11 protein-coding genes are annotated in these 13,497 nt (G+C 69.0%); 5 read left to right on the plus strand and 6 right to left on the minus strand.

Translation table 11 applies throughout. The annotated features are described in order from the left end of the window. Nucleotides 1-49: 49 nt before the first annotated feature. The 3 genes from Tbon_RS01635 (at nt 50) to Tbon_RS01645 (ending at nt 6,136) form a co-directional block, all read left to right on the plus strand. Nucleotides 50-1,471: a LamG-like jellyroll fold domain-containing protein gene (locus Tbon_RS01635; protein WP_158065995.1), complete on the plus strand. Its 1,422-nt coding sequence runs from the start codon at nt 50-52 to the stop codon at nt 1,469-1,471. A 441-nt stretch (nt 1,472-1,912) separates the two neighbouring features. Further along, on the plus strand, nt 1,913-2,728 hold the full coding sequence (locus Tbon_RS14045) for a hypothetical protein (RefSeq protein ID WP_225734667.1): 816 nt from the start codon (nt 1,913-1,915) through the stop codon (nt 2,726-2,728). Nucleotides 2,729-2,809: 81 nt separating this feature from the next. Continuing rightward, a complete protein-coding gene (locus tag Tbon_RS01645; protein WP_192498051.1) occupies nt 2,810-6,136 on the plus strand; it encodes a DNA polymerase III subunit alpha in 3,327 nt (1,108 codons plus the stop codon). Nucleotides 6,137-6,162: 26 nt separating this feature from the next. Here the strand turns inward: Tbon_RS01645 and Tbon_RS01650 are convergent, their stop codons facing one another. Beyond that, nucleotides 6,163-6,573, minus strand: a complete 411-nt coding sequence (locus Tbon_RS01650) for a PaaI family thioesterase (RefSeq protein WP_158065997.1) — start codon at nt 6,571-6,573, stop codon at nt 6,163-6,165. 140 nt (nt 6,574-6,713) lie between these two features. Here Tbon_RS01650 and ribF point away from each other — a divergent pair, with 140 nt between their 5' ends. Together ribF and tyrS are read left to right on the plus strand one after the other, a co-directional pair. Next, a complete protein-coding gene (ribF, locus tag Tbon_RS01655) occupies nt 6,714-7,652 on the plus strand; it encodes a riboflavin biosynthesis protein RibF (RefSeq protein WP_192498052.1) in 939 nt (312 codons plus the stop codon). A gap of 29 nt (nt 7,653-7,681) precedes the next feature. Continuing rightward, on the plus strand, nt 7,682-8,890 hold the full coding sequence (gene tyrS, locus Tbon_RS01660; protein ID WP_158065999.1) for a tyrosine--tRNA ligase: 1,209 nt from the start codon (nt 7,682-7,684) through the stop codon (nt 8,888-8,890). Here the strand turns inward: tyrS and Tbon_RS01665 are convergent. Genes Tbon_RS01665 through Tbon_RS01685 form a run of 5 tightly spaced genes read right to left on the minus strand, consistent with a single transcriptional unit; the run spans nt 8,887 to nt 13,495 of the window. Continuing rightward, nucleotides 8,887-9,540 (minus strand): hypothetical protein, encoded by a 654-nt coding sequence (locus Tbon_RS01665; protein ID WP_158066000.1) that lies wholly within the window; start codon nt 9,538-9,540, stop codon nt 8,887-8,889. The genes tyrS and Tbon_RS01665 overlap by 4 nt on opposite strands. A gap of 15 nt (nt 9,541-9,555) precedes the next feature. Further along, the gene (locus Tbon_RS01670; RefSeq protein WP_158066001.1) at nt 9,556-10,527 is read right to left on the minus strand and encodes a hypothetical protein; all 972 of its coding nucleotides are present in this window, start codon (nt 10,525-10,527) and stop codon (nt 9,556-9,558) included. Between the two features lie 3 nt (nt 10,528-10,530). Beyond that, entirely contained in the window at nt 10,531-11,493 is a 963-nt protein-coding gene (locus Tbon_RS01675) for an ethylbenzene dehydrogenase-related protein (RefSeq protein WP_158066002.1), read from the minus strand. Next, complete coding sequence (locus tag Tbon_RS01680; protein ID WP_158066003.1) at nt 11,490-12,245, minus strand: TorD/DmsD family molecular chaperone; 756 nt, start codon at nt 12,243-12,245, stop codon at nt 11,490-11,492. Before Tbon_RS01680 ends, Tbon_RS01675 begins: the two co-directional genes overlap by 4 nt. Nucleotides 12,246-12,259: 14 nt before the next feature. Further along, nucleotides 12,260-13,495 (minus strand): 4Fe-4S dicluster domain-containing protein, encoded by a 1,236-nt coding sequence (locus tag Tbon_RS01685; protein ID WP_158066004.1) that lies wholly within the window; start codon nt 13,493-13,495, stop codon nt 12,260-12,262. Between the last annotated feature and the right edge of the window lie 2 nt (nt 13,496-13,497).

Consider the following 13,497-nt stretch of genomic DNA (forward strand, 5'->3'; position numbering starts at 1 on the left):
TGTCATTACCGCAGGGCTGATGCGATACCACCACCGGGGGAGGAATTGCATGCTGCAGGGGAAACACTGGCAGGGGACCGCGCGGGCGGCGGCTGCGATCATCGTCGGGGCAGTGGGGGCGGTGCTGGGAGCGTGCTGGGGAGGGGGCAGTCCGCCGGTCTCCGCCTGTGTTCCGCCACCGGCGGACCTGGTTGCGTGGTGGCCGTTCGATGAGACGTCGGGGAACGTGGCGCACGACATTGCGGGGTTCCCGAACGACCTGGCGTTCATGAGCGGCTCGTACGTGCCTGTGGCGGGAAAGGTTGGGGGCGGATGGAAGCTCGGGCCGGCCACAACGGTTGCATGGGCCGCATCGCAGGCGGACCTGCAGGTGGGAACCGGCAACTTCACGATCGAGACCTGGGTGCTGCGCTGGAACGCCGTATCGTCGATTTCAACGATCCTGGCAAAGCGGGACAGCTCAGGGACGGGGTACGGACTTATCACTGCGAACGGCCAGGCGTACCTCCAGCAGAGCGGCAGCAACAGCAACCCGCCGCCAACGAGCGGGTCGATATCGACTGGCGGATGGCGGCACCTGGCCGTGACGGTGGACCGGACGGCGAACATCGTGCGGTGGTACGTCGACGGGCAGCAGGTAGCGACGGGACCGGCCACAACGTGGTTTTCCGGAAACCTGGATACGAGCGCTCCGGCCGAGGTGAGCACGGGCGGCGCGGAAATCGAGCTCGACGAGCTTTCACTCTACAAACGGGCGCTGACTGCAAATGAGGTGCTCGCGATTTTCCAGGCCGGTGCGAACGGAAAGTGCAAGCCAGCTCCTGCGACCCCGACGCCGACGCCGGGCGCAGTCGGGACGATCGGGATCGGCGGCGGGCTGCCGGTGACGGTCGTACCCCCGGGCGGAACGGCGACACCGGCCGGGACGGTGCCGGCGTTTGCGACGGTCGGGCCGAAACAGACGCCAACGGCAACGCCGACACCGACCGGGACTGTACCTGCATTCGGCACGGTCGGGCCGAAGCAAACGCCAACCCCGACGAAGACGCCGACGCCCACAATGACCCCCACGGCGACGCCGACCAGGACGCCGACGCCGACAGCGACACCCACGAAGACCCCAACTCCAACGGCGACACCCACCAGCACACCGACGCCGACCCCGACGCCGGTCGATGGGACGCTCTGCATCCTCAAGTTCTATGACGTGAACCAGAATGGGGTGCAGGATACGAACGAGCCATTGCTGCAAGGGTGGACGTTCACAGTCGCCCAGGGGAGCACGGTGCTCGGATCGGTGACGACGGGCGCGGCGGGCCTGCCGGGCGTGTGCGTGAACCTGCCAGCCGGGCAGTACACCGTGACCGAGGTCGTGCAGACGGGCTGGTTCCCGACGACGCCGAACCCGCAAACGGCAACGGTCACCGGCGGGCAAACGGTCACACTGGTTTTCGGCAACGGGCGGAACTAGGGCGCAAGGCGGGGGGCGGCGAGCCGTCCAGCCCGACGGCAGACGGAAGGACGCCGACCCACCCTCACACCCTGGCAGGGTCGGGCCGCCGCCGCGACGTGCCCCATGGAACCGGGCGGCGCCGGCAAGCCCCTTCGCGACGCCGTGCCCGCGAGAGATCGGGGGCGGCCCGCGACCCGGGAGCACTCAACCGCGAGCCGCAGAGGCCCCGCTACGGCCAGGCCGGTGGGGCTCCGGTCCCATGACGGCCGGGAGACCTTGAAACGACGGATCGCAGAATTGAAGATGTCGGGAATTCGGCGTGGCCGTCGGTATCCCGGCGGTCCGGCGCGGACGCGGTGAGACCCCCGCCCATCCGAGACTGTAAGAGGTGCCCCGGATGCTGGTCGAAGGTGTGGGCCGCTTCGCACGCAGGCGGCACTTCCGCGACGGAGATCCGAGATGTCGGCGAGAAACCTCTCCACTCTGCTGTGCATCACCCTGCTTTTGGCGAGCGGCCTCGTGGCTGCCGCGTGCTGGCCGAATGGGGGCGGTTCCGGGGGATCGGGGCAGACGCCGCAGGCGACTGCGGTAGCGACCGTTGCGATCGGCCAGACGACCGTTCCCATCACGGTTGTGCCGCCGAAGGCGACCGCCACACCGACGCCGCCAACGCTCTGGCCTCCCCCGACACCCATCAAGAACACGCCCACACCGACGCCAAAACCAACCCTGAGCGGCAACCCGGCGACCATCCCGGTCAGCACACCAACGCCGACGAAGACACCGACGCCGACGCCGGTCTCGCCCACCCCGACGAAGACACCGACGTCGACACCTACCTTCACGCCCACACTAACGAGCACGCCGACGCCAACTCCCACCTTGACCCCAACGCCGACGAGCACACCCACACCGGCGCCGACCTTCACACCCACGCCAACGCCGACGCCGGGCGGCGGCGCCCTTGTGCAGGTGTGCATCTTCAAGTTCCACGACCTGAACGGCGACGGCGTGCACCAGAGCCAGAACGAGCCGTTCCTCCAGGGGTGGACGTTTACCATCACCCAGACGGCGCCGCCGCCGACTCAGACAGTCGCAACGGTGGTCACAGGCGCCCAGGGGCTTCCCGGGGTGTGCATCAATTTGCCGGCGGGCGCGACCTACAACGTCACGGAGATTCCGCAGCAAGGGTGGTTCCCGACGACGCCGACGACCCAGACGATTGCACTGGTGCCGAACCAGGGATCGGTCACGCTCCTCTTCGGCAACCGGTAGCGGCACGCACTGCGTAGCGCCGGGTGAGTCCGGAAGGGGCATTCACTCCCTGTTGCGAACGTTTGTTCTATACTGGCAGGCGTGGCCGCCTACGCGGAGCTGCATGCGCATTCGTGCTGGTCGCTGCGTGAAGGGGCGAGCACGACGGACGAGCTGATCGACCGGGCGCTCGCCCTCGGGTACGGGGCGCTGGCGCTGACCGACCACGACAACCTGTACGGGGCGATGGAGTTCGCGCAGGCGGCCCGGGCGCGGGGGCTGAAGGCGATCACCGGGTGCGAAGTCACGGTGCGGAGGACCGAACCCGGCGGGGAGGCGCCGGAGACCTCGCACCTGACGGTGCTTGCGGAGCACGCGGAGGGGTACCGGAACCTCTGCCGGCTGCTGAGCCGGGGATACCGGACGTACGGGAAGGACACGCCGCAGGTGGAGGAGGCGTGGCTGTTCGAACAGGGCGCGGGGCTGATCGTGCTCTCCGGCTGCCGGGATTCGGCGCTGGCGCGGCTGGCGGCGGCCGGGGAGGAGCGGGCGGCGCGGGAGCTGGCCGGCCGCTACCGAGATGTGTTCGGCGACCGGTACCTGGTCGAGCTGCAGGACCATGATGTGTACGGCGACCGGCGGAGGAATGCGGTGCTGGCGAGGACGGCGGATGCGTGCGGCATCCCGGTGGTTGCGACGAACAACGCGCACTACCACGTGCGGACCAGGCACCGGCTGAACGATGTGCTGGTGGCGGTTCGGCACCGGCTGACGCTGGACACTTCGCATACGGTGCGGCGGCCAAATTCAGAGTTCTACCTGAAACACCCGGAGGAGCTGGCCCGGCGGTTCGCCTGGCGGCCGGACGCGCTGGCGAACGCGGTTGCGACGGCGGAGCGGTGCACGTTCGACCTGACGCGCGACCTGCCGTACCGGCTGCCGGACTACCCGGTGCCGGAGGGTGCGACGCTGGACAGCTTCCTGCGCGGGGTGTGCGAGCGGGCGTTCCGGCGGAAGTACCCGCCTTCGGACCCGTACGCGGCGGAGGCGCGGGAGCGGCTGGAGCGGGAGCTGGCGCTCATCGAGCGGCACGGGCTGGCGGGCTTCTTCCTCGTGTACTGGGACATCCTGCAGCTGGTGAATGAGGTGGCGGCAGAGCTCCACGGGCGCGACCCGCGGCTGGCGCCTGATGAGCGGCCGGTCGGGCGGGGACGGGGGTCGTCGGTGAGTTCGATCGTGTGCTACCTGATCGGGCTTTCGCACATCGACCCGGTGCGGAACAACCTCTACCTGGAGCGGTTCCTGAACGAGGAGCTGCATTCGCTGCCGGACATCGACCTCGACTTTCCGCGGGACATCCGGGATGCGCTGCTGGAGCGGATCTATGACCGGTACGGGCCGGAGCACGCGGCACTGGTGGCGGCGTTCCCGACCTACCGGTTCCGGAGCGCGGTGCTGGATGTGGGGAAGGCGCTGGGGCTGCCGGAGCCGGTGCTGGCGAAGATCAACCGGCTGGCAGGGCCGTTCGCGGACGCGCGGGGGCTGGCGGAGCAGCTGCGGAAGGTGCCGGAGCTGCGGCCCCTGGTGGATGCGCCGATCTGGCGGGACCTGGTGGAGCTGGCGGGGCAGGTTTCGGGGTTCCCGCGGCATATCGGGCAGCATGTGGGGGGTGTGGTGGTCTCGGCGGAGCCGATTTCGTCGGTGGTGCCGGTGGAGCCGGCGCGGATGGCCGGGAGGTATGTGTGCCAGTGGGACAAGGATTCGGTCGACGATGCGCGGTTCGTGAAGATCGACTTCCTCGCGCTGGGGATGCTCTCGGCGGTGGGGGAGTGCCTGGACATCATCGAGGAGGAGCGCGGCGTGCGGGTTGACCTGGGGCGGATTCCGCACGACAGCCCGGAGATTTACGCGGCGATCCGGGAAGGGGACACGATGGGGGTGTTCCAGATCGAGAGCCGGGCGCAGGTGCAGACGCTGCCGCGCACGCAGCCGCGGAACCTCGACGACCTGGCGGTGCAGGTGGCGATCATCCGGCCGGGGCCGATCATGGCGGGGGCGTTCCGGCCGTACATGGAGTACCGGGAGCGGCTGGCGCGCGGGGAGGCGATTGAGGTGGATTACGGACACCCGGAGCTGAAGCCGCTGCTGGAGCACTGCCTGGGCGAGACGCTGGGGCACGTGCTCTACCAGGACCAGGTGCTGCAGATCGCCTGCGCGGTGGCGGGCTTCACGCCGGGCCAGGCCGACCGGCTGCGGCGGGCGATGAGCCGGAAGCGTTCGTCGGAGGCGATGCGGGCGCTCGCCGAGGAGTTCCTTGCGGGCGCGGCGCGCATGGGGGTAAGCCGGGAGGCGGCGGAGGTCGCATTCGAGAAGATGGCGGCGTTCGCGGCGTTCGGGTTTCCGAAGAGCCACGCGGTGGCGTTCGCGCTGCTGGCGTATGAGTCGGCGTGGCTGCGGGTGCACTATCCGGCGGAGTACTACTGTGCGCTCTTCAACGCGCAGCCGATGGGCTTCTACCCGGTGGAGGTGCTGACGCAGGATGCGGAGCGGCACGGCATCCGGGTGCTGCCGCCGTGTGTGAACCGCTCGCGGGCGGGAGCGTGGCCGGAGGAGGGGAACATCCGGCTCGGGCTGCAGCAGGTGAACGGCATCGGCGGGGGATGGCAGGACCGGCGGCAGCACCGGCACCTGCCGGGCTACCGTTCGCTGCCGGAACGGATTGTGGAGGAGCGGGAATCGAACGGCCCGTACCGGTCGCTCCGCGAGCTGCTGGTGCGGACGGGGATGACGCGGGAGCAGGCGGAGATGCTGATCCAGGCGGGCGCGCTGGAGTGTTTCGGGCTGGCGCGGCGGGAGCTGCTCTGGCAGCTGGGTCTGCTGACTGAAGCGCGGATGCCGCAGCCGCCGGCGCGGCCGGCCGCGGAAGCACGCGCCCGGCAGCTTGCGCTGGCGCTGCCGACGGAACAGGACATGGCGAGCCTGCCGCCGCTGGAGGGCTGGGAAGCGCTGGCGTGGGATTTCGAGCGGCTGGGGCTCAGCCCGGGTCGGCACCCGATGGCGCTGGTGCGGCCACTGCTGCACGAGGGGATGATTACGAGCCGCCACCTCGGCGGGGTACGGAACCCGAACCGGCTGCCGCAGGGGATGGTGGTGGAGATTGCGGGGATGGTAGTGACGCGCCAGCGGCCGGTCACGGCGAGCGGGGTGATGTTCATGCTGCTCGAAGACGAGTTCGGGCTGGCGAACGTCGTGGTGCACCGGGGGCTGCAGGAGCGGCAGGCGGAGCTGGTGCGGATGGAGCCGTTCGTGATCGTCCGCGGGCGGGTCGACAACGAGCAGAGCGGGTTCCCGAACATTGTGGCTGAGTCGTTTCGGCGGTGTCCGCTGCCGGGGTTCATCGAGCGGCCGCAATCACACGATTTCGGCTAAGCTACGGCCGGGCGACCGCAGGCGGGTCAGGGCGTGAGGACCATCTGGGTCTGGGTGACCAGGGCAAGGAGGCGGCCGTCGGGGTTCCGGATGGCCGTCTGCCAGGTCTGGGTGCGGCGACCGCGGTGGAGGGGGACGCACTCGGCGGTGATGGTGGTGCCCGCAAGGGCAGGGGCGAAGAAGTTGGTCTTCGATTCGATGGTGGTTGTGCCGGCATCGGGCGGGAGGTTGAGGACCGTGCCAACGGCGCCGAGGGTATCGGCGAAGGCCATGAGGACGCCCCCGTGGCAGATGCCCGGGACGGTGCACAGTTCGTCGCGGACGGTCAGCTCGGCGGTCACGCGGTCGGGCTCCGCGGACGTGAGCCGGATGCCGAGAACGCCGGGGAAGAACGGCTGGATGCGCTGCTGGAGCGCAGCGGACTGGTCGCTGGACATGGACGAGCCTCCTTGTGCTGGACGCGGCAGGTGCGCCAGAAAGGATGCACGACGCGGCCGGAACCCGGGAGTGCCGCCCGGCAGCCATGGGGACGGGCCACCGGCTGCCGTTCAGGGGGCAGCAGAGTAGGATGAAGGCGATGGTGCTTCCTTCGTTCACCCGTGCTCAGCTGGCGGCAGGCGCCCCGGGTCCCGAGACAGCCCTCACGATCGGCGTGCTCGACGGGGTGCACCGCGGGCACCAGTGGCTGCTCGGCCGGCTGCGCGAGGAGGCCCGCAAGCGGGCGCTTTCGCCGGGCGTGGTGACACTTCATCCGCACCCCGTGACGGTGCTGCGGCCGGAGGTCCCGCCGAGCTATCTGACCTCGCTCGAGGAGCGGATGGAGCTGATCCGGGCGGCGGGCGCCGACTGGGTCATCCCCCTGACCTTCACGAGCGAAGTCTCGGAGGTGACTGCCGAGGAGCTGGCGGCGGCATTCGCGGAGCTGCTGAGGATGCGGCTGATGGTGCTGGGGCCGGATGCAGCGTTCGGGCGGGGTGCGCCGAAGGACACGGTCGAGCGGATGCGGCGGCTGGGCGCCGAGCTGGGATTCGAGGTGGTGCAGGTGGAGCCGCTGATGCACGACCACGAACGGTACAGTTCGACGGCCGTGCGGGCGGCGCTGGCAGCAGGCGACATGGAGCGAGTGACAGCGCTGCTGGGGCGGCCGTACCGGCTTTCGGGGCCGGTTGTGCGCGGATTCGAGCGGGGCCGGACGATCGGGTTCCCGACGGCGAACATCTCGGTTGCGGCCGACCGTGCGCTGCCGGCGCTGGGGGTGTATGCGACGCGGGCGAGCGTGGCCGGGCACCGGCTGATCGGCGCGACGAACATCGGGCGACGGCCGACCTTCGACGCCGGGCACGTCTCGATCGAAACGCACCTGCTGGACTTCGAGGGCGACATCTACGGGGAGCGGATGGACCTCGAAATCGTGGCGCGCATCCGGGGCGAGGTGAAGTTCGCTTCGGTCGATGCCCTCAAGGCGCAGATCGCGGAAGATGTCCGGGAGGCGCGCCGGCTGCTGGCCGGCGCCTGAGCACTCTCACGCAGGCTGGACGCGAACGCATGACGAGGACGATGGCCCCGGTCGACGAGCAGCTCGCTGTGCTGATGAGCGGCGTCGATTACGGCGACCCGCTGCTGAAACAGCAGATGGAGCGGGAGCTGCGGGAGCGGCTCGAGGAAGATCGGCCGCTGCGGGTCTACCTCGGCGTGGACCCGACGGCCAGTTCGCTGACGCTGGGGCACTGCGTTCCGCTGCGGAAGCTCCGGCAGTTCCAGCAGTTCGGCCACCACTGCATCTTCCTGATTGGTGACTACACGGCGCTGGTGGGCGACCCGAGCGACAAGAACAAGCTGCGCCCGATGCTGACGCCGGAGCAGATCAAGGCGAACGAGGCGACCTACTTCGAGCAGGCCGCGCGGATCCTCGACCCCGCAAAGACGGAGGTCCGGCACAACTCGGAGTGGCTCAGCAAGCTGACGTTCCCCGACATCATCCAGCTGATGGCGAAGTTCACGGTGGCGGAGATGCTGCGGAGGGAGAACTTCCGGCTGCGATGGGAAGCGGGCGACCCGGTCTACCTGCACGAGTTCCTGTATGCGCTGATGCAGGGATACGACGCTTACGCGCTCGCCTGCGATGTCCAGGTGGGCGGGACGGAGCAGCTGTTCAACCTGATGGCCGGGCGGAAGATCCAGGAGGAGGCGGGCCAGCGCCCGCACGTGCCGATCACGTTGCCGATCCTCGTCGGGCTGGACGGCAAAGAGCGGATGTCGAAGTCGAAGGGGAACCACATTGGCGTGGACGACCCGCCGGAGGTCCAGTTCGGCAAGGTGATGTCCATCCCGGACGAGGTGATTGAGCACTACTTCACGCTGGGCACGAACCTGCACCCGTCCGAGGTGCAGGCGATCATGGCGGCGATGCGGTCGGGCGAGCGGAGTCCGATGGAGACGAAGAAGCTGCTTGCCCGGACGATTGTGACGGAGTTCTGGGGTGAGGAGGCGGCGAAGCGGGCGCAGGAGCACTTCGAGCGGACGGTGCAACGGAAGGAAGTGCCCGAGGACATCCCGGAGTACCGGGTGCGGGAGGGCGAACTGCTGCTCGACGTCGTGGTCGCGAGCGGTTCGGCGCCGTCGAAACGGGAGGCTCGGCGGCTGTTCGAGCAGCGGGCGGTGACGATGGACGGGCTGGTCGTTGAGCCGACGACGCCGGCGCGGCCGGGGACTGTGGTCCAGGTCGGCAAGCGGCGGTGGGTCCGGCTCGTCTAGGTTGCGGACGGCGGCCTGGATGACCGCCGTCTGAGCGCGGCCACGACCAGGACGAACCCAAAGGCTACAAGGAGCAGACCGAGGACCATCCCGGCGATGGCGTAGCCCCGCTGGTAGCGGAATTTCGTGCCGAACTCGACGGCGGCATCGACCCCAGGCCGGCCGTCGGCGCGGAGTATGACGAACACGTAGTCGCCGTTCTGCGCCGACCAGCTGAGGTCGAGCGGGGCGTCGCCGGAGGCGCTGGCGGTCCATGCGAGGGCGTCGGCGGGCGGTGCGAGGGCGTCTCCAGCGCCGACCGCGGTGCGGCGGAGCTCGAGCGGGTCGTAGCGGACCTGGTCGACGACTTCGTGACGAGCTGCTGCGAGGTACGGGTCGGCGGCGGCAGCGGGCGCGATGCCGAGGAAGAGGCCCCTGCCGTCGCTCACGCGGATGCGAATGGTGACCGAGTTGTTGCGGATGCCGCTGCTGCGCCCGGCGAGCTCGGCGGTGGAGCCGACGAAGCCGGCCGTGGACGTCGTGAGGCGGGCGGGGCCGCTCAGGAGGTAGTCGTCCTCGTCAAGGGAGCGGAGGGAAGCGACCCCGGAGGCGCCGCAGGCCGCCCCCGCGATAAGCGCGGCGAAACCGAGCAGGAGGAGAACGAGTCGCACAGCCTGGGGACGATGCTACGGGGTCGGGGCGCGGGCGGCGAGCTGCGCGGCGGGGGTGAGCGCCCGGGTATCGACTTCCGCGACGGGCTGTTGGGCTGCCCCCGGTGCCGCCACAAGTGCGGGAGCCAGTGCGCCGACGAGGACAAGGAGCGTCTGATAGGTGTTATGGAGTCCGAGCCCGCCTGCCGCGACGAGCAAAATGGCAGAGAAGAGCGCCTGGTCTCTGGTGCTGCGCGCCTGGACAGCGGCAATAACGAGCCCGGCGGCCGCGAGGGCATAGAAGGGGATTGGAAAGCCGGACGAGAGCCCGCCGTTCCAAAGGAGGATGATGCGGCCGCTGGATGCGGGGGCGGCGAGGAGCCCGCCTGCCGCTGCTCCGGCCGCGATGCCTGCCGCCAGTGCGCGAGGGCCGGGGCGACGGCGGACGGAAAGCGGGAGGGTGAGGGCGAAGGCGAGGCCGGTAAGTTCGAGCCCATCGAGCAGAGGGCCGCTCAACCGGAGTGGGAGGGCGGGTTCAGTCTGAACCAGCGCATAGCCGGCTGCGGCGGCGGTTGCCGTTGCAAGGAGCGCGAAGGGCACCGCTGCGGCGACTCCCCGGCGAACGAGGATGGCCGCGGCGGCGGCGGTGACAGCGAGCGCTGCCGCAACGTCGACGACGGGCAGCAACCCCGGGTCGACGCGAGCTGCGGCAGCCGCGCCGAGGAAGAGGAGCCCGCATACCCCGGCAACGCGCTGAGGCGCGGTGCCCCGGAAGGCGACGATGGAGCTGGCTACCAGGGCGAGGACGCCGAGCACGATGGCCACGAAGAAGGCGTACCGGCCGGCGGCGCTCAGGAGGAGATAGGGAGTTTCGAGCCGTGCGCCCGCAGGCACGTGGATGGCGATACGTGTGCCGGTCCGGAGGACGAGCAGCTCGAACAGCGCGGCGGCGGTGAGCCATGGCAGGAGTGCGAGGATGGCGGCATTCGGTCGGTTTGGGGATTCCATAACCTATCGGCTCCGTTCGGAAGCGCCGTAGAAGGCGAGGCCGATGCCGATGCCGGTGAGCCCGAGGAGCAGGATGGCCGCGAGGGCAATAAAGCGGGCATCGATGCCGCCCGAAGCTCCCGGAAGCTCGGCAGCGGCGACCTGGAGCGTGATGAACTGGGAAACCGACTTCATGCCGTCGCGTTCGCGGTTGGCGCCGTCCCAGACAGCTACCGCCATGTCGGTGCGCGTACCCGGGGCGAAATCAGCGTGGTCCTGGCCCTCGCTCTTGAAGTCACGGGCGAAGACCACGGCCCAGCCATCGGCGGTGCGGACGCCCTTGCCCTCGGCATCCTGGACGGGAGACGCGGTCAGGTAGCCGAAGAGATGCGAGATGAGCGTCTGGACTGGCCGGTCGGCCGCCACGGGGTTGCCGGCGCCGCGGGCCGTGAGGAACGTGTCATCGGTAAAGGGGTAGCCGTCGACGTGCATGTTCGGGTTGGCGGCCGCCAGGCTGGTGGCGCCAGCATTGACGTCGGCGCGCCAATACCAGATGTTCACGCCTGCGTCGGGCTGGCCCATGCAGACCGAGGGGACTGTGGCGGCCGCGCGCGACGGGAATTCGAGGGCGACGGCGTCGGTGAAGTCCTGAACCCGAAGGGCGCTGGCATTCTCGGTGGGGTCGGACCACTCGGCCCGGACATAGAGCCTGCCTTCGTGATGCAGCGCCTTGAGGCGGACGGTGCCCACCGACCCGCCCCCGGCTGCGTAGCTGCCGCGCTGGGCGGAGAGCGGAATCTCGACGGCGCGCACGGCGTCCCACGCATCAGCCTGGGGGTCGAGGCCGGGGTTCGACGGCGACTCGTAGGCGACAAGGAGAACGGTCTGGGAGGCAGCCGGGTTGACGCCGGTGAACTGGAGTGCGCCGGCGATGAGCAGGACGGCTGCCGCGACCAGGAGTTTCCTGCTGCGGAGGATGCGGTTCATGGCGCGACCTCTCCTGTGACGAGCTGGTCAAGGGAGACAAAGCTGGACACTCCCAGCTCAGGCCCGTGGCTGCGGGGGGTCTCCCACGCGGCGGGGTCGAAGCCGGGCGCCGGCTCGATGGCGTCGATACCGAGGCGGGCGGCCTCGTCGTCGACGACCTCCTGCAGGAGCCGCGCAGCGGGGCCGAAGAATGTGCCGGCAGCTCGCTGCTGGAGGCGCCCGGCGAGCAACGGAACCCAGCGACCCAGGTGGTCCCTGAGCAGGATGCGGAGGCCTTTCTGGACCTGGGCGACACGGGGAGCACCTCCGTGGATGACCGCGAACGCCTCCTTGCGGAGCATGAAGGCGAGGAATTCGAGTTCTACCGGGAGGTCGTCGGGGCGGCCCGATGACGGTGCAGGAACGACGCCAAATGCGCGATAAAGGCCGGCAAGATCGGCCATCCGGTGGGACTGGCGGTGGGCCTCGGCGGCGAAGTAGGCCGTCTCGAATGCGGGGCAATCGACGGAGGTGCCGACCGAGAAGAGCTGGACGCGGTGGGAATCCCAGGTGGGAACATCGAGCTGGGCAAGAAGCGCCGCGAGCTGGAGGAGTTCGAGCTGGGCACCCGGCGCTTCCGCGGCTACCGCCGAGAGTTCACGGGCGAGGGCGAGGGCGCCTTCACTGGCGGGGCCGAATAGAATGGCGAGGAGCTCGGCGCGGACAGCGCGGCGTTCCAGGTCTTCGGCGTGCGCTGGTGCAAGTGCCGGCATGGCGAACCCCCGGTTCAAATGGTGTTCATGGCGAACCGGTCCGGTCGCTCGTAGAACGGTTCGTTGACGGTGATGCGGACGATCTCCTTGCCCTGGCTGTCGAAGCCGATGACGGTGTCGTTGTAGATTTCGCGCTTTTTCCCATCGACGGTGAACTCCGCAGTCTTCGGACCCGGCTCGACGCGGTAGGAGAAGATGATTTTCTGGGTTGCCCGGAAGAGCTGGAGGACGGCGAGGAGCTCGCGGGACGGGTTGGTGTACCGTTCGATCGCCGCGTCGACGCCGGGGCCGAACATCTGACGGAGGTAATCGCGCGGGACCCAGCGGGGCGGGATGTAATAGACGTTGGGCTGGGTGCCGAACTGGGGGTAGAGCGGAAGAGCGACTTTTTCAACATGGACGAGGTAGTACAGCGGGTTCTGGCGGTCCTCGGCCCACTGGCCATCAGGCTCGACTTTGACGAGTCCCTGGAGGCGAATCTTGCCGATGCAGGCCGTCATGCAGCGCGTCTCCATGGGGACGCCTTCGGTGAGCGGGTCGGTCCCTTCGACACGGGGGTAGCAGCCGATGCACTTTTCGGAGGTCCGGGTGGTCGGCCGGTACATGGCCTTCTTGTAGGGGCATGCCTCGACACACTTGCGGTACCCTCGGCAGCGTTCCTGGTCGATGAGGACGATCCCGTCTTCTTCGCGTTTGTAGGCGGCGTTGCGGGGACAGGCAGCGACGCAGGCCGGGTAGGTGCAGTGATTGCAGATGCGCTGGAGGTAGAAGAACCAGCCGGAGTGCTCAGGGAGCGAGGCGCCAGAGGGGGAGAACCGTGTAGCGGTGTCCTCGAACAGGTTTGGCGACTTCCATTCGTCTTCGTCGGGGATGTAGCCGGTTGCCTGTCTTTCGATGCCGTCGGCGGTTTCGAAGATTGTTTTGCCGGCGAAGGTGCCGTAGGGCGCGGCGCGGGTCGGGGGCCTGGCATCCCAGACCTGGCCGCCGGGGTCGGCCGCTTCCTGAAGGGCGAGGAGCTTCGTATCCCAGTGGTGGGGATACCCTCCGAAGGGCTTCGTCTCGACGTTGTTCCACCACATCAGCTCCTGCCCGGGCGAGAATGTCCAGGTTGACTTGCAGGCCATGGTGCACGTTTGACAGGCGATGCAGCGGTTGATGTTGAAGACGGCGGCGAACTGGCGTTTCTGGGTACCGGTCTGGAAGCGGTACTCCATCTCGCGGCCGATTTGCCAGTTGTAAACGCGCGGCATGG

The organism is Tepidiforma bonchosmolovskayae (assembly GCF_008838325.1).
GTDB lineage: Bacteria > Chloroflexota > Dehalococcoidia > Tepidiformales > Tepidiformaceae > Tepidiforma > Tepidiforma bonchosmolovskayae.

Excerpts from the sequence above, each read along its gene's own strand:
- ribF (WP_192498052.1), top strand. The coding sequence starts at position 6,714 with ATGGTGCTTCCTTCGTTCACCCGTGCTCAGCTGGCGGCAGGCGCCCCG.
- tyrS (WP_158065999.1), top strand. The coding sequence starts at position 7,682 with ATGACGAGGACGATGGCCCCGGTCGACGAGCAGCTCGCTGTGCTGATG.
- Tbon_RS14045 (WP_225734667.1), top strand. The coding sequence starts at position 1,913 with ATGTCGGCGAGAAACCTCTCCACTCTGCTGTGCATCACCCTGCTTTTG.
- Tbon_RS01670 (WP_158066001.1), bottom strand. The coding sequence starts at position 10,527 with ATGGAATCCCCAAACCGACCGAATGCCGCCATCCTCGCACTCCTGCCA.
- Tbon_RS01650 (WP_158065997.1), bottom strand. The coding sequence starts at position 6,573 with ATGTCCAGCGACCAGTCCGCTGCGCTCCAGCAGCGCATCCAGCCGTTC.
- Tbon_RS01635 (WP_158065995.1), top strand. The coding sequence starts at position 50 with ATGCTGCAGGGGAAACACTGGCAGGGGACCGCGCGGGCGGCGGCTGCG.
- Tbon_RS01680 (WP_158066003.1), bottom strand. The coding sequence starts at position 12,245 with ATGCCGGCACTTGCACCAGCGCACGCCGAAGACCTGGAACGCCGCGCT.
- Tbon_RS01685 (WP_158066004.1), bottom strand. The coding sequence starts at position 13,495 with ATGCCGCGCGTTTACAACTGGCAAATCGGCCGCGAGATGGAGTACCGC.
- Tbon_RS01675 (WP_158066002.1), bottom strand. The coding sequence starts at position 11,493 with ATGAACCGCATCCTCCGCAGCAGGAAACTCCTGGTCGCGGCAGCCGTC.